We start from the raw sequence: 22,226 nt of genomic DNA, 5'->3' as shown, positions 1-22,226 counted from the left end.
ATCAATCGCTCCCCGAATGGTCAGTATGATTAAAGCCCAGGCTTTTGATTAACCATTGTGAAATAGCGGCCGGAAGTACAGCCAGCCACCAGGTACCAAAATTGAGTGGGAACGGAAAGCTGATACGAGCCCGGTTCGCATCAATGCCCCGCTTAATCACGTTGGCAGCCCGCTCTGGTGGCCATTCAAAAGGCTTGGGGCCTGGCATGGCATTGCACATGGGCGAGGTTACATAGCCCGGCATTACGACCGTTACCCCCACACCATGAGGCGCCAGTAGCCCGCGTAACCCTTCCCCATAAGCCTTAATCCCTGCTTTGCTGGCGCTGTACGTGGGCGTAGTAGGCAGGCCGTGCCAAGCGGCGAGCGAGCTAATCAACACTAACTGCCCGCTACCTCGTTTTTGCATGGCGGGTACCAAATGCTGGGCCATGGCGATGGGGGTTTTCAGATTGATATCCAGAAGCGCTTGAACATCATCCCAAGGCTCTAATGCCCCGTTTGTTTGGGGATGGGTGTTCTTGCCAGCGGTGGCGATCACAATATCAGGCAGGTGTTCTTTACGCAGTGTATGAAGCCACTGCTTGAGTGCTTCTTCATCGACCAGGTTAACCGAGCTGGTTGTCACCTGAGCGCCTAGCGCCCGGCAAGTATCCGCCAGGTTGGATAGTACGTCTTGCTGCCTGCCGTGGAGCACCAGGTGAGTGCGTGGAGCGGCATAGGCGCGTGCCAAGGCACCACCTATGGCACCGGTTGCTCCCGTGATCAGCACGCAGCGCTCAGGTGTGGTGAGGTCTGGGGCGGCACTCAAAGTAGTTTCTCCAACGGCGATGGGCAGGCTTCCAGTATGTGCGCTGCATTGTTAACGGCAAGGTCAATGCTTGGCTGGCAGTAAAAACCGCCGTTTACTTGGACGCTATGCATCACCGTATTACGAAAATAGGTGAAAAGCGCTTGGCTTGGTGGAGGCGGCCGATTCCAAAACTCGTCGAGGTTACCTTCATAGGTAAGTCCGGCAAGATTGTAAATTGGGTCGCTTAGCGCAAACGTAGGGCACTGTTTTTCCAAAGAAACAAAGCCGACAGTACTGTTAACCGTCACGGTGCCCACTGCATGTTTAATCAGCAACTCCAGGTTGCCGGACTCCAGGTAGACGATACGCCCCTGCAAACCGTAAAACTGGGCAAGCTGTTCAATAACTCTGACGTAATTGACCAGCCCCATATCCAGCGGGTGATTCTTGATACAGAGAAGGGCATCGCTTGGTGCATGCTCGGCAAACGATCCCATCACATGATCCATCACTTCCTGCATATTGGCATAGGGTGAGTGATCACGGATTTGGGCATCGGTATTGAGCTGAAGCGGCAACATAAAGTAGGGCTTGGCGCTTTCAATCAAGGTTTTTATGCGCTGGGCATCCTGCTTTTTCCACTTCCTTAATAGAGCAAAGCGTTTGATATAGCCTGCGTATTCAATCGGCGCAGTAATCGGGGCATGGTTTCGGTAGTGCGGTGCCACCAAAGGGTTGGCTAACCCAGCCAAGTGATAACTGACATCGTGCATGGCGCGGATCTTGAATGATGATCTAAAACGCACCGGTGGGGGTAATTGGGGGAGTGCCTTACCCGTTTCATAAAACCAGGTGGGGTCGCGGGGTAAGAGCGAGTGACCATTTACCCCGTCGCGCTCAAGCGTTACCCAAAATGGGCGAAAGTAGCCCTCTTCAAACACGTGGGTACGCACCCCTGCCGCTGGGGCATTTTCTATCGCAGGCCGATGGATAGGGCGGCGGTCGCCGAACATGATCTGGTCGGTAATCGCATGGCGCTGCCAGAGCGATGCTATGTAGTCAGGCAGTTCACTTAATGATTCACGAAACAGGTAGTTTTCACTGTGGGTACGTTGCCAGTAAGCAATATCGCCAGCGTTGAAGTTAACCTTTACGACGCGGTGCCCGTCCTCTGTCAATCGACGTGCTAAACGTTGATAAAAGGGCGAGCAGACCCCTTGTAAGAATAAGAATGCGCGCTTTGACTTCAACTCAGTGTCTTCCAATCAATAAATTACGGTAAAGCCGGTAGAGGCGCTGCTTCCATGTCAGCGTCGGTTGCTGTGTGCGTGCCTGCTCTAAAAGGCTAATGGCGGTTTCCGCATTGCAAAGCTGACGGCTCGAGGGAGCTACGTAGCATGGATACAGAATTAGCGTGCCTGCCACCAATGCTTCCAGCGTTAAGGTGCGAGAGCGGCGCGGGCAGCGCATAGCATCCTGTGTTAATCCCCAGCCTGCGTAAAACGGCATACCATACGTATGTACTTTGCGGTGACGTAATAGCGCCTCAAAGCCTGTCAGCGAACTCATGGTGTGAACCGCATCGACGCGCTCAAGTAGTGTGGTGATTTCCACATGGCTGGCATCCAGATCATACAGGTGTTTAGTATCGGGTTCGAGTGCTCCGATGCGAGCACCGCTGACCACGTCTGGATGTGCCTTATAAATAATAAACGCATGGGGGTGAGTACGGCGCACCTCACGTAAAAGCGCGCTGTTGGTACGAATATGCGGCGAGCCAGTGGCAATGGATGCATCACTCTCAACTTGGCCAGGTACGAGTATTATCAGTCGATTATTGGGCAGCTCAAGAGTATCGTGCCCGCGCACGTTATATTTGGAGAGCTTTAATGCCACTAAACGCTCTCGTAGTTGGCCGGCACGCTCTAGTAGATCATCGCTAAAATCGGCATGCTCAAGCAGCGACTCTAGGTCACTGGGGCGGCTCGGATCGTAATAAATCCCTTGAGCATCAATTACCAGTGAAAGCGGTTGAGTAAGATCAACCCCCAGGCCTACGGAACGGATAAAACCATCTTCAATCCGCCACACATGAGGCATCAGCGCGGTGTGCTGCTGCTCGAAGGTTTGATCAATACGGCTAGACCACACTAAAAGCTTTTGCGAAGGTGGCGCCTCAGGCAGCGTTTTCTGGTACCTGAGCTGTGCGGCACCGCCTAAAAAGTCATGAATAAAGCGTCGCTTCCAAGAGGAGAAGCCACAGGCTACCCACTTGCCGCGTAGCCGTTCCTGCTGGCGCTTTTGGTCGGCAATCAGCGCAATTGTCTCCTCTAGCGTGGCAGGTTTTAGCGTATACGGATTGGCATAGCGTGTATAACGCAGATAAGCCGCCGCGAATACTTCATAGAGCGTGCGTTTTGTATGTCGTCGCGAGCAGGCTAGCCGGTCTTCGGTGAGTCCCCAGCCTGCATAAAAGGGTAGGCCAAAGCAGTGAACGCGCTTGCCAGCCAGCAACGCTTCAAAACCGAGCTGGCTGGTCACGACATACACGGTTTCAACCTGATCAAATAATGCCCAAGGGTTAATGTCTTTACTGATCACGCGGCAGCGGGGGTGGTTTTGCGCGCTGAGCAGGTGGCCCTGTTTTTTGCCTGCGATAACATCCGGGTGAATCTTGACCAGAATCTCAGCCGTAGGGTGGTCGGTAAGCGCTGCGGCCAGCATCTGCTCGAAACTATCCGCATTCGCTCCCCCAAACTCAATAGAGGCATCGCCTGCGGTTTGATCAACAACTAGCACTCTCTCTTGGGGCGAGCCGCTTGAAGCAGGATCTGGCGCGTGGTTGTACTTTGATAGACGATAGCGAGCAAGCTGCTTAACACACCGCTCTGCCTGGTTGATTTCGTCGGTAGTAAAAGTAGCGTTGTTAAGCCAGTTTTCTAAATCGGAAGGCCGTGAAGCATCGTAATAAATACCGGTGTGATCAACGACCAGGCTATGCCCTTGATAGCCCGCTACTCCCAGCCCAAGCGAGCGCAAAAAGCCGTCTTCCAAGGCAATATAGGGCAGCTGGTGGCGCTTGGCATACCGCCTTGCCTGAAAGCTTGATGGCTTTAATCCCCAGCCAATAACGACGTCAGGTTTTTTTTGCAGTGGCCGTAAGTAAGAAAAGTGGCTAAATTCAGGCAGCAAGGCAGGCAGTGCGCTAATTTTTCCGATACCTGATGAGGTAAAGCCTGCCGTTTTATTTGCCATGGGTATTGTCATTCGTAACGGAACAAAAAGTTAGGCGAGCGAACATACGTGAAACAGGCCCGCTTATCAATTAGCCGCAGCAAGTACTTACAGGACTAAAGAAATTTGTGTTTATAGTCACGAAGCTGAATAATCGTTTAAATGTAATTTAATGCGGCGTGAGAAAATCTGCTGTTTTGATAGGGTGGCGTAATAGAAACAAGATATTAGGGCCGTGCAGTATACTCCAGACGTATGCTCAAGTTTGGCTTGCCAATTGGGTAATTGGACGTTATTTACCTTACTAGTGGCGTGGGAAGTACGGTGTAGCGACCACGTTGCCCGCCAAGGGGGCGATGAATTTGGCGTGTTACTGCCAAGCTGTACACTGGGGCAAGCGTAAACCATTGCGGCACTGTGCCAGGCAGCCAGGTGTCGGTTATCCACTCAGGCAAAGGGTGCAACAGCGTGGTGGTAACGCAGCGACCGACCAAGCCCTTCAGGAACTCTTTGATTACGTTATTATGTCACGACGCTACGCTGTCCGGCGTCTGCCTTTCTTGATATGCATTCGATAAACTACCCGCCACCGCAAACTGAAAGGGCACGCTGAATTGGCTGAGGCAACACTGTGAACCTACTTGAATTGTTTACTCAAACACTTGATATCACCTTACCCGTGTTTGCCATGGTTTTTCTGGGGATTGGCCTAAAGCGCTTGGGATGGATTGATCGCACTTTTGTCACCACCGCGTCTGCGTTGGTATTTAAAGCCACGCTGCCCACCTTGATCTTTTTAAGTTTGATTAAAGCTGATATTAGCGTTGCGCTGGATATCTCGTTAATGGTGTTTTTTGCCGTCGCCACACTTGGGCAGTTTGTGTTGAGTTGGCTATGGGCACACTTTCGCGTTCCTTATGCCGAGCGTGGGATTTATGTTCAAGGAGCTTTTCGCGGTAATTGCGGTGTCGTTGGGCTGGCGCTGGCAGCGGGCATGTACGGCAACTATGGGCTGTCAACGGGCAGCCTGTTGGTTGGAGTGGTCATTATTATGTACAACGCGCTATCGGTAGTGGTGCTGACCGCGTATCAAACGGAACAAGCCGCTAACTGGCGCAGCATTCTCAAGCATATTGCGACGAATCCGCTGATTATTTCAGTGATCGTGGCCTTGCCATTTACCGCTTTTTCCATTTCGCTCCCCAGTTGGGTGATGACCTCTGGGGATTATTTTGCGTCGCTCACGCTACCGTTGGCGTTGATCTGTATTGGCGCAACGCTCTCGATGTCCAGCATTCGAGATAAAAGCGACATTGCGGTGAGCTCCAGCATTATGAAGATGGCCATCTTGCCTGTGCTCTCTACCGTAGCTGCCTGGCTGTTAGGCTTTGAAGGCGAACAGTTGGGGTTGTTGTTCCTCTTTTTTGCCAGCCCCACCGCCGCCGCCAGCTTTGTCATGGTAAAAGCCATGGGCGGCAACGCAGGCTTGGCCGCCAACATCATTGCGATCACCACCTTAATGGCCAGTATTTCGGTAACGCTGGGCATTTTTGCGCTGCGTTTGTTGGGATGGGTGTAAGAAGGGCAGAGGCGGGTTGGAGTGTTATCTGTAACACGTTATACTGTGCGGCCCTTCTGCAAGCAAAGTCTCTGTAGCTCAGTAGGATAGAGCAGCCGCCTCCTAAGCGGCAGGTCGCAGGTTCGACTCCTGCCAGGGACGCCAAATCCTACCCCAAACAACGCTCAAGAAACCCCAAAAACCGATGATCATTAGCGTAGGCAATATGCATACGCATGGACGATGCATCCGGCCCATTGGGGCGTAGTGAAAAGATGCTGCCAGGGGCGATGAAAATACCTTCGTCCGAGGCTTTTTTGGCTAGCTGCATTGCGTCAATGTTGTTCGGCAGGCGCGCCCATAAGTAATAACCTTCCCCTGGCCCCTCTATATTCTCAAGCCCCACCTCTTTCAACGCGGTAATGGTACTGGCGCTGGCCTTGGTAATGCGTTCGCGAAGCTGTACCAGGTGGCGGCGGTAACGCCCGTGGTTAATCATGTCGTGAATTAGGCGCTCGCTGAAGGTAGAGCTGTTAACGACGGTGACCATTTTGATATCGGTAAGTGCATTAACCAGCGCAGGGTTTGCCGCTAAATAGCCCGAGCGAATGCCGGTGGAAAGCGTCTTGGAAAACGTGCCTACGTAAATCACGCGACTCAGGTCATCCAGTGCCGCCAAGTGGGCGCTTCCTCGGTGGAGCAGGTCGGCAAAGGCGTCGTCTTCTACCAGTATCAGGTTGTAGCGCTCTGCGAGTGTCAGTAGCCGGTACAGCTGGTTGAGTGAAAGGGTAGAGCCCGTCGGGTTGTGAGCATTGGGCTGTAGAAAGAAAACATTGGGGCGGTATTGAATAATTTTGCGCTCAAGGTCATCAAGGTCCAACCCTTCGTGGCTACGCGAAACGCCAATCAGCTTCGCCTTGGCCAGGCGCAGCTTGCCAAATAACGGGTAATAGCCGGGCGTTTCCACCAGAACTCGGTCGCCTGGGGCGATCAGGTGGCGAATAATAAGATCGAAAGCGTGATTGGCGCCGAAGGTCAGCAGTACCTGTTCATGGGAAGCATGAATAGAGCGCCCGGCCAATACCCTGGCAATCGTTTCACGCAGAGGGAGATACCCTTGTGGGGCACCGTACTCGATATCATCGTTGCCGATGGACGTTAGCCGCTTGGCCTGACGTGCAAGCGCCGCGCCGCCCATCCAGCTAGCGGGTGCTCGGCCGTCGCCTACCCGCACCTGAAAATTACCTACTAACTGCTCTCTCAAAAGCGAGACGCTATCAACGGCTTCATTTAGCTCGTGGGTCTTTTCCAGCGCTTCAAGCGCGGGTGGCTGCGTAACAAAAAAGCCGGCTCCTTGCCGGGCGCGCAACCTGCCCAGTGCAATCAGCTGATCATAGGCATCAACAATCGTGTTTTTCGAAACCCCATGCTGGCGGGCGGCTTCGCGTATAGAGGCGAGCCTGGCACCCGGTGCCAGGCGGCCTTCTTCGATAGCCTTGAGGATGGTGTCAGCCACGTGTCTGGATTTCGACATGGTAGGTGTCTCCCGAAAGCGGGCTAAACCCAACCCGGTGAAATCAGTGTACCTCTCTTTTGATAGGTACAGTACCTCGTACAATCTCGCTAACTGTACCTGTCAGTAATCCGCAAGTTTACCCATCATGAGCGGCATTAAAAAAGAAACATCCATAATAAATTCAAGGAGACACGCTATGGCTGAGCGAAAGAACCGGTTTCTCAATGTGTGGGATGACACGGTGAGTGGGAGAGACCTCCTGCTGTCACTGTGTATTTCTACGCCGTTAACACTAGGCGGCTATCTGCTTGCCCCGGCGCAGCCTCCGCTTCCGCTTATTCTGGGGCTAAGCGGCGCTATTCTGGGGTTCTTCATCAATGCGCTGCTGTTTCGCCCTAAGCGGCAGCTGCAAACCGGTGAGGAGACGTAGTAATGGATCCCGTCTTATTACTTCAAATGCTGGCGGCCGCTATTATTGCTGTCGTCGTTTATACCGCCATTGGCGTTGCGCCGGGTACTGATGAAACCGCCGTACTGGCTCCCGTAATCTTGGCGCTGGTGGTCGCAGGTATACCGCTTCCCGTGGTGCTGGCTTTCTTTATGGCGGCAATCGTTGCCAAGAAGCTGACCGACTCTATCCCCGTTTCGGTAGCCGGTATACCGGGCGGGGTGATGTCGGCCCCTATGGTCGAGCACGCGCTGATTCTAAAGCGGGAAGGGCACGCCACCCTGGCGATTCGTAAAATGGCCTCCGGTTCGGTCATAGGTACACTCGTCGCGATACCCATCAGCCTGTTCCTCGCCTTTCTGTTAACGCCGCTAGCCGATGTGCTTGGCCAGTACGCCAGCCAGATTTTCTTTGGCGGTGCCGTATTTCTGGCGCTGATGAGCAAGGAGAAAGTCATCAGTCTGATCAGTATTGTGCTGTTGGCGGCTCTGATCCAGGGGTTACGGCACCTGTATTGGGGAATGGGCGTCATTCCAGAAGGACAGACGGTCTTCATTTCGTTCTTTTTGGGCATCACCATTGGTCCGATGATGTTTAATCTGGCGCAGCTTACGGTCAACAGTGAGCGCCATAAAATGGTGGAGTCTGAGCCCAAGCAGATCCAGATCTACGGTGACGACGAGAAAGGGCAGCTACCTAATCCGTTTCGTATTCTGACGCGCCAGGAAACCGCCTCGGCCGCGGCAAGCTCCGTACTGGGCTCGGTTACGTTCTTCATGAGCCCAGTGGGCATCACGATTTTTCTGGGCGAGGTAATGTCGAGCTGGGTGAAGGGCACGGTCAATAAGGCCAGCCGAGCGCTCTCTTCAATGGATGCGGTCACCAATGCTTCTTACATCGCGGGCATCTTGATTCCCCTGGCGGCGCTGGGCATTCCCATGAGCCCCATGGCGATTGGTCCGGGTAATGCCTTCTTCAACGCACCGCCGGTGCTGACGCTTGAGCAGAACGCTCACCACTTGATGAGTTTTTCTGAAATTACCATCGCCAGCATTTTGGGCGCCGGTGTCGCTTTGCTGATTACTTACCCGATTGCGGTTCGGTACGCGCGGCGTATCTGCATCTTTGTCTTCAAGCACATTCCCCACGAAGCGTTTCTGGCGATGTTCTTCTCGCTGGTCATGCTGCTCGCCTATATGGATGCTGGCGTAATGGGCATTTTGGGCGTGATGGTGTTGGCACTGATGGCGGGCCTGCTCAACCGATGGGGCGTCAACTACGGTGTGCAGTTCATGACGCTATATGCCGCACCGTGGATTTTAGGGCTGCTTGCTTAATACGTTTGGTCCATGCCTGAAGCATATGCAGCGTCCTGGTAAACCGCCTGCTTCAGGCACATTTACTTATTCAATCTCAATTGATCAGAGGCATTATCAATGGCACACAGCACATCACGCATTCCCGGTTTTTATCAGCTTCCCCCCAGCGAGCGGCTTGATAAAGTCATTGAAATAGCCGGACTTGGCAGCGAGGTTCGCGCGCATTTTTCCGATACGGGCAATATTTCGTCAGCCACTGCCGATGCCATGATCGAGAATGTCATCGGTACGCTGAACCTACCCATCGGGGTTGCTACCAATCTGGTCATTGATGGCGAGGAACAGCTGGTGCCCATGGCGACCGAGGAGTCCTCCGTGGTCGCCGCCGTCTGTAATGCGGCCAGGCAGTGTCGCGCCTCGGGCGGGTTTTATACCGATACGTCAGAACCCATCATGATTGCACAGGTGCAGTTGCTGGATGTGCCCAATCCTGAGTTTGCGCGCCTCCGGCTACTTTCCGAGTTTGAGCAGGTAAAAAGCATTTGTGATGCTACCGACCCGGTGTTGCTGCAGCACGGGGGCGGTTTTCGCGAGCTGGAAGTGCGCGTGCTCGACAACATGCTGATCGTGCATCTGCTGGTGGATGTGCGTGACGCCATGGGCGCTAATGCCGTCAACTCGATGGCGGAAGCCGTCGCACCTTCTCTGGCAGAGTGGAGTGGTGGCCGCAGCTGCCTGCGTATTCTTTCCAACCTTGCAGATCGGCGCATTGCGCGAGCGCGTGCTACCTGGAAGCTCGAAGATCTTGGTGGCGAGTCGGTACGTGACGGCATGCTTAATGCGTATCGCTTTGCTGATCAGGACCCTTACCGGGCAGCCACCCACAACAAAGGCATCATGAACGGGGTAAGCGCTGTCGTGCTGGCAACCGGTAACGATACCCGTGCGGTGGAAGCGGGCGCGCATGCCTACGCCGCGCGTACCGGGCGCTACCGTTCCTTGACACATTGGGAGGCTGATAGCGAAGGGAACCTGACCGGTACGCTGGAAATGCCCATGCCGGTAGGCCTGGTGGGCGGCGCTACTCGCTCGCATCCCAGTGCTCGGCATTGCCTGGATATTTTGGGTGTAAAAACAGCGGATCGCTTGGCGCGTATTATCGTCGCAGTAGGGTTGGCGCAAAATTTTGCCGCCATGAAGGCGCTGGCAACCACAGGTATTCAGAAAGGCCATATGGCGCTGCACGCCAAGAATATCGCAGTGATGGCCGGGGCCGAAAATGAGGAAGTTGACCGGATCGCGGCGCTGCTTGTGGATGGCGGTAAGGTGCGTGTGGATATCGCCCAACAGCTTCTTGAACAGTTGCGTCACGGATAAGGAGAAGACATGACCCTGCCATCCTCTGTGCGTCTGGTCGAGGTCGGCCCGCGCGACGGTTTGCAAAATGAACAGGCGCGCGTGCCGACTCATCTGAAACTTGCGTTCATCCAGCGCCTGGTAGAAGCGGGCTGTACTAATGTCGAGGCGGCGAGCTTCGTGTCGCCTCGCTGGGTGCCTCAGATGGCTGATCACCGGGAGGTAATGCAGGGTGTTGAGCGGCGCCCCGGCGTCGTCTATTCAGCCTTGACGCCTAACCTGAAAGGCCTGGAGGCGGCGATTGAGTGTGGTGTTGAAGAGGTCGCTGTATTTGGTGCGGCGAGCGAAGCCTTCTCGCACAAGAACATAAACTGCTCTATTGCCGAGTCGCTCGAACGCTTTGAGCCGGTGGTCGCCCGTGCGCGTCAGGCCGGGCTGCGCGTGCGGGGGTATGTTTCCTGCGTGCTTGGCTGCCCTTATGAGGGAGAAGTCGAACCTTTACAGGTGGCGCGGGTGGCCAAGGCGCTATACCAGATGGGCTGTTATGAGGTATCGCTGGGCGATACGATTGGCACCGGCACGCCATCCAAAGCCAAGCGTATGCTGGCGGCTGTTGCCGCCCAAGTCCCGGTGAATAATCTGGCCGCTCACTTTCATGATACCTACGGTCAAGCACTTGCTAATCTCTATGCGGTGCTGGAAGAGGGCGTAAGCGTTATTGATAGCTCCGTCGCCGGTTTGGGTGGCTGCCCCTATGCCAAAGGGGCTTCTGGCAATGTGGCCAGCGAAGATGTGGTGTATATGCTTGAAGGTTTGGGTATCGCGTCAGGCATCAATTTAAACGCGCTAGCAAGAACAGGGGATTGGATCACGCAAGCGATCAACGCCCCTAACCGGTCACGCGCGGGCAGCGCCTTGATGGCAGCAGCGGTATAACGGCCTTGGCTGTTCTCCTTTGGCCCGGGAAAGCCAGAATATTGACTATAGTGAACCAGGCGCAGGCGTTCTTGGACGCCAATGAACGCTGTTCAACACATTGACGCAAAGGGAGGCGCGAATGGCTCGTTATGGCCTGTTGGCTTTGATAGCCATTGCACTGGCTGGGTGTTCAACGCAAGGTACGGCGGATGGTGCACAAGAAGCACACCGCTATGCCGTTGAGTACTGCGAACGTGAGGGTGGGGAAGTGCGCAGTCGTGAATCTGGTGGTACTCAACGTGATTACTGCCATTTAGTTGAAGGCCGCGTTGTTGAAGTGAATATGCTGTATCGAACCGAAGGGTTGAGAAACGATTGATACACAAGGCGGGCGTTCTCTTTGTTGGCCCATTTCGGCATTAGGATTAATGCGGCTCCTCTGAATAGGCGCACTCAGGTATGCTCGTCGCCTACTTATTACCTCGTCGCTTCTTCAAGGACACTGCCCATGTTGTCGTCTAACCGTATCGCCAGTGCATCGTTGGCGGGTTTACTTGCTCTGCTTCCTGCCTCGTTATTGGCTCAGGAGGCGCATATTGGTAGCGTGCGCACCGAGTTCAGAATGCTGGGGCCCAACAATACCATTGAAGTCGAGCGGTTCGATGACCCGAAAGTGCAGGGTATCTCCTGTTATATTTCCTACTCCCAGATTGGTGGGATTTCAGGCGCGATTGGGCTTGCTGAAGAAGCTAGCGAAGCAAGCGTGGCCTGCAGGCAAACAGGCGCGATTGTTTTTAATCCCGATGAGATAGATCCGCAAGAGGTGGTGTTCACCCAGCGCCGCTCGGTGCTCTTCAAGAATATGCGCGTAGTGCGCATGCATGATACTGAAACACAAACCTTTGTGTATCTGACCTATAGCACAAAGCTGGTGGATGGCTCGCCAAAAAATGCGGTTACCGCTGTGCATTATGGCGATCTAACGCCGGGTACGCGCTGATAAAAAGTAGCTCTGTTAATAGCAGGGAAGGCGCTGGGCGCGCATTGCCTAAACTCTGTGTTCAATAGGTGGTGTCAGGGTCATTGGCATTTTTCTTTTCCCCATGAGGAGCGATTTATTGACGCAGCTCATGCCATGGCTTGCTGAAATCTGATATTTTAAAGGTGCATTTAAAATGAATCTTTAAGCTATAGGGAAGAGGCCGCCATGCTCACACCGGCACAAGAACAGATCATTGCTGCTACAGCCCCCGTTGTGGCTGAGCATCTCGATACGATTACCCAGCGCTTTTATCCGTTAATGTTTGAGCGCTATCCTGAGGTGAAGTCACTTTTCAACCAAACGCATCAGCAAAATGGCGGGCAGCCACGAGCGCTGGCAGGTTCCATTCTGGCGTATGTGCAGGTTCGCCAGAATCCTGAAACGGCGCGCCACATTATGGAAACCGTGGTTAATAAGCATATCTCGCTGGATATTCAGCCGCACCAGTACCCGATTGTTGGGGAATGCCTGATGGAGGCTATCGGTGAGGTGCTGGGCGATGCGGTGACGCCTGAAGTGGCGGATGCCTGGGGGGCGTTGTACCAAGAGCTTGCCGCTTTGTTGATCGAGCTTGAAGAGCAGCGCTATCAGGAGTTCGAGCAGCGCCTTGGCGGCTGGCGCAGCACGCGGCGCTTTCGTATTGAAAAAATACAGCAGGAGAGTAGCGTTATTCGCTCGTTCATCCTGGTGCCTGAAGATGGCGGCCCAGTCGCAAACTATACGCCCGGCCAGTATATCGGCGTGAAGCTTATGATTGATGGCGAGCCGGTACATCGGCATTACAGCTTGTCAGGTATGCCGGATGGGCGTTCTTACCGCTTGTCTATCAAGCGTGAACCTCACGGGCTTGCCAGCCGCTATTTTCATGACCAACTAAACGTAGGCGATACGATTGAGCTGCTGCCGCCAGCGGGTGAAATGACACTCGTACCGGGCGATGAGCCCCTGTTGTTGGTGAGTGGCGGCATCGGTCAAACGCCCTTACTGCCGATTGCTCAAGAGGCGCTGCAACAAGGCCGTAAGGTTGCTTATCTGCATGCCGCGATAGACGCTGAGCACCGTGCCTTTGCGACCACGCTACAGGAGTTGGCACACGCGTATCCTGAGCAGTTAAGCGTCGTCACCGTATTTGAGCAGGATGACAGCGGTGACTACCAGGGGCGTATCAGTGATGAGCTTTTGGCGAAACATATCGTGTCCGGCGAGCGCTGTTACTTTGTCGGGCCTCATGGCTTTATGAGTGCGGTGGATGAAAGCCTGACTCGCTTGGGTGTGCCCGAGTCACACCGCCACTTCGAGCACTTCGGCCCGGCGAAGGCGTTAGACATCGCTTAGTCGAATAGTATCGAACCGCCTCCTTCGCCGTGGGTGAATGCGAAAGAGGCGGCCTTGAGTTTAGAACATCGTTAATCCGCTAGGCCAAAGCGGTTCAGGAACAGGGGTTATGAAAACAGGATTATGAAAAAAGGTCATGAAAAAGCAGTTATGAAGGAGTGGCATTGGCGGGGGAAGGTATGTGCTCTTCATTGGGCCATGCGGTAACGACAACTTCATAAATGCGCCAGTCGTAATTATTAAGGTGCTGAGAGGCTTCTTTCAGATGCTGCGCCAAATCATCATTACTATGCGGGGTGACAAAGGCCTCGCCGCTGAAGATGGGGCCTTCTTCACGTAAGCGTACCGAGGCGGCGGCTACCCAAGGCATGGCGCAAAGTTCGGCCTCAAGTGCTTCTTCCATGTGCTCCGGCTTTTCGCGAGACGTAAAATGAGGGCGGCGATCAAGCAGGTCGCCTACGGCCTCCTTTAAATTGGTAATGCCATCCTTGGTAACATCCAAGGCAATAATGGCCGCAGCAACTGCGTCTGCCCACCAAAAACCGGCCCCTACGCCCAGCACGCCTACAATGGCAGCCATCCCGGTCATCCAGTCAGCTTTACTCATTTTGCCATCCGCAAAGACGGTTTTCTCATGCACTTTGGCGGCGGCTTTGGTCTGTAAGCGCCCGATAATAACCGGTGGAATGACACTGTAGATAAGCACGCCAACCATCACCCAGCCCATCCATATCGTCTCACCAAACAGCGTGATGGCGCCGATACTGGGGTGCTCCTGGTGGGCAAGCTTTAGCAACGAGTCTCCTAGTAAAAACAGGCCCATCGCGCTTAGTGCAGTGGCGGTGCATAAAAAGGCAATGATCGTGGCACGTTGATACCCATAAGGGTAGGTCTTATTAGGCGGGCGATTGCGAAACCGGACGGCCAGCAAGAAAGCGATAGGCGGAATGAGCGACAGCATGTCTTCCAGCCATGCGACTTTCATTGCCTGGCTGTTGCCCAATACCGAACCCAGTACCGCTACAATGGAAAGACGAAACGCTAAATTCCACCATTCAAGGCGGATCAGGTAGTCGAGATCCTGCTGTTTCTCCGGAGGCAGGTGATAAAGCTTGCGTATTTTCATTGTTCAGCCTCCAGCTGTTGAAGGCGTTGTTCAATACCGGGGTAGCTATTTAAATGGCGCTGTACGACCAGCATCCAGGCATTTTCTCCTTTGGGTAGCGCCATAACATGCTGGTCGGTGGCGATTTCCCACTCTCCAACCTGATAGTTATGCGCATGAAGCCACCAGGAGGGGTTGGCAACCGCTTGGTTTAGTGCATCAAGATTGGAAGTGGGGCGGGGAATCGCGCCCTCTTTCTTAAGCGCATGGGCGATATGATTAACGGCAGGAAGGGCGACCTCAACACCTTCAAGATGGCGGGGTAAGGAAGTGCTTCTGGGTACCCCGACTGAATAGCGGCTCTCATAGTAGGCCTTGGTGGGGGTGGCGAGGGCGCTCACATTTGAATCCTGAGTAAGCCCACCGGCCACCAGGTCAAGCTGGTATTGGGAGAGCGCCGCTAACAGGTTTCCTTCGCTATCCCAGTGCCAGTTAACGGTGGCATCCATATCTTCTGCAAGCGCACGAATGATGTCGACTTCCAGCCCTGCCGGGCCTTGGTCAGTATGTATGACCCAAGGCGGGTTCTCGGACAGGCCAACGTTCAGCTCCCCGCCCTGCATCTCTGTCATGGGGCGTTCAATATTGGCTGGATAACGGCAACCTGCCAAAGCGAAAACTGCACAAATGAGCAGCATGTGGGTCCAAAAAACGCATGATATAAAGCTATCCTTGCTTTGCATCGTATAGCCGCTCCCGTTAAGGGGATGTAGATAACCGCTCATTAATAAGGTTTACAAAAAAGTGAGCATAGGGTTGCTCAAGCCTTGCTCACTTTATACATTAGGCGTAATCAGCTATTTTCCAAATGAAGGGCTGGGTTTAGCAGCGCTGCCTTTTTATGCCACCATTGATGCACATAGGCTGGCGCACAGATGACATGCTTGGGCGCACTCTTGGCAGTGCTCTGCGTCATGTTGGTCGCATTCATCACCGCACTTTTGACAGATATCCGCACACAGCTGGCAGACATCCTGAGCATATTCGCTATTCTGGGCCATAAAGGAGACGGCCAACCGGCAAATTTGTGCACACTGAATATCTAACCGAATACATTCAGCCATGTGCTCAATGTTGGGTTCTTGAAGGCAGGAGGCCGCGCAGTTATCGCAATAGACCGCACATATATTACAGGCTTCGATGCACTCTTTAAACTTCGGTATACTCACGTTATTACCTCCTTTATGAAGATGCGCCTTTACACTAATTTAGTTTGAAGAATAGCTGGAAAAGGCGTTTACGCTTAATAAGTAGTTGATGATGCTAGCCATTGTTTGATAGTAGGATCTAAGTGGGTATTTTGCGTAGGAGAAGAGAATCTTTAATATTTTTTAAACCCTGTGGCACAGGTTGCTCTTTTTCTTTTAATGTTTCTGGCTTGGTTTATGCAGCATGAAAGAAGATAAGCAATAGCGTAATAGAGAGGGTTTTTATGTATGGATCGTTAATGTTGTTGTGTCAGTAACCTGGTTTTTTAAACGCAATTGCAAGCGCTGAGCATACGCAATTGCGTTATAGGTAATCAGAGGTTTCATAAGTAATTCAACGTGGTCGCTTGACCAGGCACGCTGAGGTTAAATCCTCAATATTGGTGTGGCCCAACAAGCCTAACGTTCTGTCTACTTCTCCTCTCAGCAGGTTTAAAGCATGCGCTGCACCCGCTTGGCCACCCGCCGCAAGCCCGTAAAGCGTCGCTCTTCCAAGCCAAACGGCGTCTGCGCCTAATGCCAGTGCTTTTATAATATCGGTGCCGCGCCGAAACCCGCTATCCACAAACACATGGCAGCGTTCCCCTACGCAGGCTTTTACGTCGGCCAGGGTATCCATGGGCGAGAGCGAGTGATTGAGCTGCCTTCCACCGTGGTTGGAAAGCACGATACCGTCAACGCCAAGTTTTACGGCCTGCTCGGCTTCTTCCGGCGCCAGAATTCCTTTGAGAATTATCTTGCCTGGCCACGTCTCACGTAACCAGGCAATGTCTTCCCAGTTAAGCGACGGGTCCAACTGCGAGCCGATAATTTGCGATGCGCCTTGGGCGCCACGCTTTCCCGGTGGCAGAAGCTCATCCAGGTTTTTAAAGGTAGGTAGGCCGGGCAGCAACACATCCAGCATCCAGCGAGGCTTGGTCATCATGTGTGCCAGGTTGGCGAAGGTGGGGTTCATGGGCCGCCGGAAATTGCGCACGTCCCACTCACGGTTGCCGTAAATGGCGCTATCCGTAGTGATCACAATGGCTTCAAAACGGGCGTCCTGGCAGCGCTTAATAAGCGATTTTACGAAGGCTCGGTCACGATAGAAGTACAGCTGCATCCACGCCGTCAAGCCTTCAATGGCCTGGATATCTTCCATGGCGGTGGTAGAGACATTGCTCAGCACAAACGGGATATTCGCATCGCGGGCGGCACAGGCAAGTTTTCGGTCGCCATCACGCGTCAGCATGCCGTTAAATCCTGTTGGACCAATCGCTACTGGCATTTGGTAAGAACGGTCAAACAGTGTGGTGCTTAAATCCCGCGTACCCACCTTTGTCATTGTTCTGGGTTCAAACAGGTATTGATCAAACACAGTGCGATTATGATGCAGCGTATGTTCATCATCGCTTCCGCCATACACATATTCAAACACGAAGTTCGGCAGTCTTTTTTTGGCGATGCGTTCAAGATCGTTGATATTTATTGATTTCTTATAGTTTGAACCCGTGTAAAGCTGGCGTTTCATGTGCGTTACCTTCAACCAAAGTATAGGGCGTTTAGGCTTTTGTTTGTCTCGCCATACTACCATACTAGTTGTATCAGATAAGGGCGTCATGCCCCTTTACCCAGGCGGCGGCAGATGAGTGATACAAACACTACGCTACAAGCGCTATGGCAGGAGACGTCGGAGACCGAGTCGGTGCGTCAGCGTCTTTACCAGGTACTGCGCCAGTCGATTATTCAAATGGTGTTGGAACCTGGCCGAGCGCTATCTGAAAAAGAAGTGGCGGACGCTTTTTCGGTCAGCCGTCAGCCGGTGCGCGAGGCCTTTATCCGTCTTTCTGAAACAGGGCTCGTCGAAGTCCGGCCACAGCGTGGTACTTATGTGGTCAGAATATCTCAGCGAGCAGTGCTTGAAGCGCGCTTTGTACGTGAGGCGGTTGAGGTAGCGGTAGTGCGTCAGGCAACGGTCAAAGGGCTTCCCGACGAAGTGCTCACCGAGTTACACGACTTGCTGGAGCGCCAGCGCCGCTGTATTGAGCCGCACGACACCATTCGTTTCTACCGTCTTGATGAGCATTTTCACAAAACGCTGTCGCTGGGCGTTGGCCAACAGGCCGCCTGGAAGGTTATCAAAGAGGTGAGGGCGCAACTGGACCGTGTACGCTACTTAAGTGTTCCTGACACCACACCGATTGCCCGTTTGATTGAACAGCACGCCGATATTATGGCGGCGATTGAAGCCCGCGACGTAGCGCTTGCCGAGCAATCCATGCGGCGCCATTTGCGTGAAATTTTTGTTTCACTTCCCGATTTAGTACAGCGGTTTCCCGAGATGTTCGATACTCAGGAAACGGTATCCCTCATTGAGGAGGCAACCCCATGAAAATCGAACACGCCTATACCATTGTCACCTCGCCGGGGCGCAATTTCGTTACCTTGAAAATCGTTACCGACCAGGGGACCTACGGTATCGGAGATGCCACGCTAAACGGTCGGGAAATGGCCGTGGTCGCCTATTTGGATGAGCATGTAATCCCGGCCTTGATTGGCCGTGATCCTCAGCGCATCGAAGACATTTGGCACTACTTGTATCGTGGTGCTTACTGGCGCCGTGGCCCGGTTACCATGAGCGCGATTGCCGCTGTCGACATGGCCCTTTGGGATATCAAAGCGAAACTCGCGGGTATGCCGCTTTACCAACTGCTGGGCGGCAAGAGCCGCGACCGCGTGATGGTGTATGGCCACGCCACCGGGCGCGATATCGATTCGTGCCTTGAAGAGGTCGCCCGCCATGTAGACGAAGGCTATAAAGCCGTGCGCGTGCAGGCTGGTGTGCCAGGCATCGCAAGTATTTATGGCGTTGCCAAAAAAGACGGCGAACCCTACGAGCCTGCGGATGCCGATTTACCCGCCGAGCACGTATGGAGTACCAGCAAGTACTTGAACCATGTGCCCAAACTGTTTGCTGCCGTACGCGAGCGCTTTGGTGATGATCTGCATATTCTGCACGATGTTCACCACCGCCTAACGCCCATTGAAGCAGCCCGCTTGGGCAAGGAAGTTGAGCCTTATCATCTTTTCTGGCTTGAGGACTGCGTACCGGCTGAAAACCAGGAGGCGTTTGGTCTTATACGTCAGCACACCACCACACCGCTAGCGGTAGGTGAGGTATTCAATAGTATTCATGATGCCAAAGCGCTGATCGAAAACCAGTGGATCGACTATATTCGTGCCACGCTGACTCACGCTGGTGGCATCACTCACGTGCGCCGTATTGCTGATTTAGCGGGTCTTTACCACGTGCGTACCGGTTTCCACGGGCCGACCGATCTTTCTCCGGTGTGCTTGGGGTCAGCTATTCACTTTGATACCTGGGTGCCTAACTTTGGTATTCAGGAGTACATGCCGCATACCAGCGCGACTGACGAGGTGTTTCCTCACGATTACCGTTTTGAGGATGGCCACTTTATCGTGGGCGAAACGCCTGGGCATGGCGTGGATATCGACGAAGAGCTTGCCAAGCAATATCCCTATAAGCGTGCCAGCCTGCCGGTTAACCGGTTGGAAGACGGCACTCTTTGGCATTGGTGACCTAACGAACGGGTAAGGAGTTTTGCATCCATGAAAGCATTTCAGGTCAAGGCGCCCCATGACTACCAGGTCGCCGATGTTGAAGTACCCACCGCCGCCGCAGGCGAAGTACGGGTGCGCGTAGCGTTTGCCGGTATCTGCGGTTCGGACATGCATATTATCCACGGCGATAACGCCTTTGTGCGCTTTCCGCGTATCACGGGCCACGAATTTGCGGGCGTTATTGACGCGGTTGGCGAAGGCGTAGCTGATGTTTCGGTGGGTGATCGCGTTTGCGTTGACCCGGTTATTAGTTGCGGCACCTGCTACCCCTGCCGTATTGGCCGCCCCAACGTGTGCGGCGCCCTTGAAGTCATTGGTGTACACCGTAACGGCGGTTTTGAAGAGTTCGTGGCGGTGCCCGCAGCGAATGTTCACAAGCTGCCGGAGCATATCAGCCTGGACGCCGCTGCCCTGGTAGAGCCCTACACCATTGCCGCCAACGTGCTGGACCGCATGCAGCCGCACCCCGGTGATCGGCTGCTGATTTTGGGCGCAGGCGTGATCGGCATGACGATCCTGCAGATGGCCCGGGCCTTGGGCATTGAAGAGATCATCGTCACCGATGTTATCAATGAGCGCTTGGAGGCCGCTAAAGCGCTGGGCGCCACGCACGTTCTCAACAGCCGTGAGCAGGATGTCGAAAAAGAGGTGCTGGCTCTAACCCAGGGTGAAGGCGTACCGCTGATTGCCGACGCTGCATGTGTGCCGGCGTTGCTTCCCCAGATGCTGCGGCTGGCATCGCCCGCGGGCCGTATTGGTCTGCTCGGGTTCAGCGTTCAGCCAAGCGATCTGGTGCAGCTTGAAGTGATCAAAAAAGAGCTGACGCTGGTCGGCTCACGGCTTAATAATCGTAAGTTTCCGGAGGTGCTAGCGTTAATGGCAAGTGGCAAGCTGGACCCGTTGGCGCTGGTTAGCCATCGGTTACCGCTAAGCGATATGCCGGGTGCTATCGATATGCTTGATCACCGTCCTGAAGAAGCCCGTAAAGTACTGATTCAAGTCAGTGCTTAACGTCCACGCCCACTTACATTAACCACACGCACTAACAACCAACAATGCAAAGTGCAGGAGCGATAAAAATGATCAAGAAGCTATTAACCAGTGCGGTACTTGGAACGGTTCTTCTCAGTGCGCAATCCGCGCTGGCTGCCGACTACACGCTGCGTTTTGGCCATTTGGCTAACGAGCAGAACATCTGGCACCAGGCGGCCGAGAAGTTCAAGGAAGAAGTAGAAGCCAACTCTGACGGCCGTATTGAAGTTCGCCTTTATCCCAGCGAGCAGCTGGGTAATGAAATGGATGTGATCAACAGCATTCAGCTGGGCACAGCGGACATGACGATTACCGGCGAGAGCCTGCAAAACTGGGCGCCCAAGGCGGCCATGATGGCCGTGCCTTATGCCTTCCGCGACTCCGAGCATCTGCACGCAGCCGTTAATGGTGAGATCGGCACCGAGATTGAAGAGCAGATCACCGAGCGTACCAACTTGGTGCCCTTGGCCTGGTTTGAGCGTGGCCCTCGCGAGCTGACGTCCAACCGTCCGATCCGCACGCCCGAAGACTTAAACGACTTACGCCTGCGCGTACCTAACGTGCCGCTTTTCGTGGATACCTGGCAGGCGATGGGCGCACGCCCAACACCCATGGCGTTCAGTGAAGTGTTCACCGCACTTCAACAGAACACGCTGGAAGGTCAGGAAAACCCGCTTAGCCTGATCGAAAGCGCCAGCTTCAACGAGGTGCAGGACTACGTCAACATGACCGGTCATGTGCGCAGTTGGATCTACGTTGTGATTGGCCGTAACCAGTTGGAAAACATGCCTGAAGATCTTCAGCAGGTGGTACGTGATGCTGCAGCGACCATGCAAGCGTATGAGTCAGAGTTGTTTGTCGAAGACCAAACGCGTCTGGAACAGGCACTGCAAGAGCGCGGCATGGAGTTCGTTGAGGTGGATGTTGATGCCTTCGCTGAAGCGGCCCGTCCAGCGGTACTCGAAGCATTGACTCCTGAACAGCGTGAGATTTTCGACGCCATTCAAGGCCTGTAAGTCGGTAAGTAATGAGGATGGGCTGGCCGTGCGCCAGCCCATCGTCTATCTGCAAGAGTGGTTTATCCCATGAGGATACGTTTATGAGCTCGGATCAAAAAGCGCTTGAGCAAGAAGCGTTGGAGAGTTTGGATTCGATGTCGGTAGTACCCAGGCTGCAAGGTCCTATTGGGCGCTTGATTGACTGGGTGGATACCTGTTTTCTAACCCTGGCTGTGCTTGCACTGGTCGCTATTGCGGGCACGGTGTTGTTGCAAGTGAGTTCTCGGCTATTTCTGCCGTTCTCCATTGCCTGGACAGAAGAGCTCTCGCGCTATCTGTTTATCTACATGGTGGCGCTCTCGGTCGGCGTGGTGATGCGCCAGCACCGCAATATCAGTGTCGAGCTGTTCCATCATATGCTTGGCCCACGCGTGAAAGCCGCGTTTCAGGCGCTGATCTGCTTGATGATTGGGGTATTTGCGTTTCTGGTGCTGCCCTATGCTTGGCAGTATGCCCAGAACGGTACCTGGCAGACCTCGCCAACGCTACGTATTCCCATGCTGTATATCTTTTTCTCAACGGTAGTCACCTTTGCGCTACTCCTGGCTTATAGCGTGCTGGGGTGTCTTGAGGGAATTATCGCAATGTGTCGTCCCTCTGCCACCCGTAAACAGGAGTCGTAA

21 protein-coding genes and 1 tRNA gene are annotated in these 22,226 nt (G+C 53.8%); 14 read left to right on the top strand and 8 right to left on the bottom strand.

Features of this window, described 5'->3' with window-relative positions; genetic code table 11:
• Position 1: 1 nt before the first annotated feature.
• Genes ACT3R4_RS01460 through ACT3R4_RS01450 form a run of 3 tightly spaced genes read right to left on the bottom strand, consistent with a single transcriptional unit; the run spans position 2 to position 4,048 of the window.
• The gene (locus tag ACT3R4_RS01460) at positions 2–811 is read right to left on the bottom strand and encodes an SDR family NAD(P)-dependent oxidoreductase (protein WP_441676984.1); all 810 of its coding nucleotides are present in this window, start codon (positions 809–811) and stop codon (positions 2–4) included.
• Positions 808–2,043, bottom strand: coding sequence for a capsule polysaccharide biogenesis protein (locus ACT3R4_RS01455; protein WP_441676985.1), 1,236 nt, complete (start codon positions 2,041–2,043; stop codon positions 808–810). The genes ACT3R4_RS01460 and ACT3R4_RS01455 overlap by 4 nt, the downstream gene beginning before the upstream one ends.
• Before the next feature lies 1 nt (position 2,044).
• Positions 2,045–4,048: a capsule polysaccharide biogenesis protein gene (locus ACT3R4_RS01450; RefSeq protein WP_441676986.1), complete on the bottom strand. Its 2,004-nt coding sequence runs from the start codon at positions 4,046–4,048 to the stop codon at positions 2,045–2,047.
• Positions 4,049–4,658: 610 nt separating this feature from the next.
• On the opposite strand from ACT3R4_RS01450, the gene ACT3R4_RS01445 reads away from it, so the two are divergent.
• Complete coding sequence (locus ACT3R4_RS01445) at positions 4,659–5,606, top strand: AEC family transporter (RefSeq protein ID WP_172116200.1); 948 nt, start codon at positions 4,659–4,661, stop codon at positions 5,604–5,606.
• Positions 5,607–5,673: 67 nt separating this feature from the next.
• Positions 5,674–5,750 (top strand) — tRNA-Arg (locus tag ACT3R4_RS01440).
• Positions 5,751–5,754: 4 nt separating this feature from the next.
• Here the strand turns inward: ACT3R4_RS01440 and ACT3R4_RS01435 are convergent.
• Positions 5,755–7,119, bottom strand: coding sequence for an aminotransferase-like domain-containing protein (locus tag ACT3R4_RS01435; protein WP_193053871.1), 1,365 nt, complete (start codon positions 7,117–7,119; stop codon positions 5,755–5,757).
• Positions 7,120–7,297: 178 nt separating this feature from the next.
• Here ACT3R4_RS01435 and ACT3R4_RS01430 point away from each other — a divergent pair, with 178 nt between their 5' ends.
• The 7 genes from ACT3R4_RS01430 (at position 7,298) to hmpA (ending at position 13,519) form a co-directional block, all read left to right on the top strand.
• Positions 7,298–7,531 carry a hypothetical protein gene (locus ACT3R4_RS01430; protein ID WP_172116214.1) on the top strand — a complete coding sequence of 78 codons (234 nt, stop codon included), beginning with the start codon at positions 7,298–7,300 and terminating at the stop codon, positions 7,529–7,531.
• A gap of 2 nt (positions 7,532–7,533) precedes the next feature.
• Complete coding sequence (locus tag ACT3R4_RS01425) at positions 7,534–8,886, top strand: tripartite tricarboxylate transporter permease (protein ID WP_192528551.1); 1,353 nt, start codon at positions 7,534–7,536, stop codon at positions 8,884–8,886.
• Between the two features lie 99 nt (positions 8,887–8,985).
• Positions 8,986–10,245 carry a hydroxymethylglutaryl-CoA reductase, degradative gene (locus tag ACT3R4_RS01420; protein ID WP_193056250.1) on the top strand — a complete coding sequence of 420 codons (1,260 nt, stop codon included), beginning with the start codon at positions 8,986–8,988 and terminating at the stop codon, positions 10,243–10,245.
• Between the two features lie 9 nt (positions 10,246–10,254).
• Positions 10,255–11,160 (top strand): hydroxymethylglutaryl-CoA lyase, encoded by a 906-nt coding sequence (locus ACT3R4_RS01415; RefSeq protein WP_193056251.1) that lies wholly within the window; start codon positions 10,255–10,257, stop codon positions 11,158–11,160.
• A 121-nt stretch (positions 11,161–11,281) separates the two neighbouring features.
• Entirely contained in the window at positions 11,282–11,521 is a 240-nt protein-coding gene (locus ACT3R4_RS01410) for a DUF333 domain-containing protein (protein WP_193056252.1), read from the top strand.
• Positions 11,522–11,650: 129 nt separating this feature from the next.
• A complete protein-coding gene (locus ACT3R4_RS01405) occupies positions 11,651–12,142 on the top strand; it encodes a CreA family protein (RefSeq protein WP_193056253.1) in 492 nt (163 codons plus the stop codon).
• A gap of 207 nt (positions 12,143–12,349) precedes the next feature.
• Positions 12,350–13,519 carry an NO-inducible flavohemoprotein gene (hmpA, locus tag ACT3R4_RS01400; RefSeq protein ID WP_193056254.1) on the top strand — a complete coding sequence of 390 codons (1,170 nt, stop codon included), beginning with the start codon at positions 12,350–12,352 and terminating at the stop codon, positions 13,517–13,519.
• Positions 13,520–13,667: 148 nt separating this feature from the next.
• On the opposite strand, the gene ACT3R4_RS01395 is transcribed toward hmpA, so the two are convergent.
• The 4 genes from ACT3R4_RS01395 to ACT3R4_RS01380 form a co-directional block, all read right to left on the bottom strand.
• Positions 13,668–14,645, bottom strand: coding sequence for a cation diffusion facilitator family transporter (locus ACT3R4_RS01395; protein ID WP_193056255.1), 978 nt, complete (start codon positions 14,643–14,645; stop codon positions 13,668–13,670).
• On the bottom strand, positions 14,642–15,256 hold the full coding sequence (locus tag ACT3R4_RS01390; RefSeq protein WP_226911978.1) for a transporter substrate-binding domain-containing protein: 615 nt from the start codon (positions 15,254–15,256) through the stop codon (positions 14,642–14,644). The genes ACT3R4_RS01395 and ACT3R4_RS01390 overlap by 4 nt, the downstream gene beginning before the upstream one ends.
• 267 nt (positions 15,257–15,523) lie before the next feature.
• Positions 15,524–15,853, bottom strand: a complete 330-nt coding sequence (locus ACT3R4_RS01385) for a four-helix bundle copper-binding protein (RefSeq protein WP_192528543.1) — start codon at positions 15,851–15,853, stop codon at positions 15,524–15,526.
• 373 nt (positions 15,854–16,226) lie between these two features.
• The gene (locus tag ACT3R4_RS01380; protein WP_193056257.1) at positions 16,227–17,402 is read right to left on the bottom strand and encodes an alpha-hydroxy acid oxidase; all 1,176 of its coding nucleotides are present in this window, start codon (positions 17,400–17,402) and stop codon (positions 16,227–16,229) included.
• A 114-nt stretch (positions 17,403–17,516) separates the two neighbouring features.
• Between ACT3R4_RS01380 and ACT3R4_RS01375 the strand changes: the two genes are divergently transcribed.
• The 5 genes from ACT3R4_RS01375 (at position 17,517) to ACT3R4_RS01355 (ending at position 22,226) form a co-directional block, all read left to right on the top strand.
• Positions 17,517–18,263 carry a GntR family transcriptional regulator gene (locus ACT3R4_RS01375; RefSeq protein ID WP_193056258.1) on the top strand — a complete coding sequence of 249 codons (747 nt, stop codon included), beginning with the start codon at positions 17,517–17,519 and terminating at the stop codon, positions 18,261–18,263.
• A complete protein-coding gene (gene manD, locus ACT3R4_RS01370) occupies positions 18,260–19,471 on the top strand; it encodes a D-mannonate dehydratase ManD (protein ID WP_192526269.1) in 1,212 nt (403 codons plus the stop codon). Before ACT3R4_RS01375 ends, manD begins: the two co-directional genes overlap by 4 nt.
• A 30-nt stretch (positions 19,472–19,501) precedes the next feature.
• On the top strand, positions 19,502–20,524 hold the full coding sequence (locus tag ACT3R4_RS01365) for a Zn-dependent oxidoreductase (RefSeq protein WP_193053860.1): 1,023 nt from the start codon (positions 19,502–19,504) through the stop codon (positions 20,522–20,524).
• Between the two features lie 68 nt (positions 20,525–20,592).
• Positions 20,593–21,561 (top strand): TRAP transporter substrate-binding protein, encoded by a 969-nt coding sequence (locus tag ACT3R4_RS01360; protein WP_193053859.1) that lies wholly within the window; start codon positions 20,593–20,595, stop codon positions 21,559–21,561.
• An 83-nt stretch (positions 21,562–21,644) separates the two neighbouring features.
• Positions 21,645–22,226 carry a TRAP transporter small permease gene (locus ACT3R4_RS01355; protein ID WP_193053858.1) on the top strand — a complete coding sequence of 194 codons (582 nt, stop codon included), beginning with the start codon at positions 21,645–21,647 and terminating at the stop codon, positions 22,224–22,226.

It is taken from the genome of Halomonas sp. AOP7-E1-9 (genome assembly GCF_052376035.1).
GTDB classification, from domain to species: Bacteria; Pseudomonadota; Gammaproteobacteria; order Pseudomonadales; family Halomonadaceae; genus Vreelandella; species Vreelandella citrativorans.
This window is presented reverse-complemented; position numbering and strand designations above follow the sequence as displayed.

Bases quoted from the DNA above. Each gene is read 5' to 3' on its own strand.
- ACT3R4_RS01450 (WP_441676986.1), bottom strand. From the start codon at position 4,048: ATGGCAAATAAAACGGCAGGCTTTACCTCATCAGGTATCGGAAAAATT.
- ACT3R4_RS01435 (WP_193053871.1), bottom strand. From the start codon at position 7,119: ATGTCGAAATCCAGACACGTGGCTGACACCATCCTCAAGGCTATCGAA.
- ACT3R4_RS01430 (WP_172116214.1), top strand. From the start codon at position 7,298: ATGGCTGAGCGAAAGAACCGGTTTCTCAATGTGTGGGATGACACGGTG.
- ACT3R4_RS01425 (WP_192528551.1), top strand. From the start codon at position 7,534: ATGGATCCCGTCTTATTACTTCAAATGCTGGCGGCCGCTATTATTGCT.
- ACT3R4_RS01420 (WP_193056250.1), top strand. From the start codon at position 8,986: ATGGCACACAGCACATCACGCATTCCCGGTTTTTATCAGCTTCCCCCC.
- ACT3R4_RS01415 (WP_193056251.1), top strand. From the start codon at position 10,255: ATGACCCTGCCATCCTCTGTGCGTCTGGTCGAGGTCGGCCCGCGCGAC.
- ACT3R4_RS01410 (WP_193056252.1), top strand. From the start codon at position 11,282: ATGGCTCGTTATGGCCTGTTGGCTTTGATAGCCATTGCACTGGCTGGG.
- ACT3R4_RS01405 (WP_193056253.1), top strand. From the start codon at position 11,651: ATGTTGTCGTCTAACCGTATCGCCAGTGCATCGTTGGCGGGTTTACTT.
- hmpA (WP_193056254.1), top strand. From the start codon at position 12,350: ATGCTCACACCGGCACAAGAACAGATCATTGCTGCTACAGCCCCCGTT.
- ACT3R4_RS01395 (WP_193056255.1), bottom strand. From the start codon at position 14,645: ATGAAAATACGCAAGCTTTATCACCTGCCTCCGGAGAAACAGCAGGAT.
- ACT3R4_RS01390 (WP_226911978.1), bottom strand. From the start codon at position 15,256: ATGACAGAGATGCAGGGCGGGGAGCTGAACGTTGGCCTGTCCGAGAAC.
- ACT3R4_RS01380 (WP_193056257.1), bottom strand. From the start codon at position 17,402: ATGAAACGCCAGCTTTACACGGGTTCAAACTATAAGAAATCAATAAAT.
- ACT3R4_RS01375 (WP_193056258.1), top strand. From the start codon at position 17,517: ATGAGTGATACAAACACTACGCTACAAGCGCTATGGCAGGAGACGTCG.
- manD (WP_192526269.1), top strand. From the start codon at position 18,260: ATGAAAATCGAACACGCCTATACCATTGTCACCTCGCCGGGGCGCAAT.
- ACT3R4_RS01365 (WP_193053860.1), top strand. From the start codon at position 19,502: ATGAAAGCATTTCAGGTCAAGGCGCCCCATGACTACCAGGTCGCCGAT.
- ACT3R4_RS01360 (WP_193053859.1), top strand. From the start codon at position 20,593: ATGATCAAGAAGCTATTAACCAGTGCGGTACTTGGAACGGTTCTTCTC.
- ACT3R4_RS01355 (WP_193053858.1), top strand. From the start codon at position 21,645: ATGAGCTCGGATCAAAAAGCGCTTGAGCAAGAAGCGTTGGAGAGTTTG.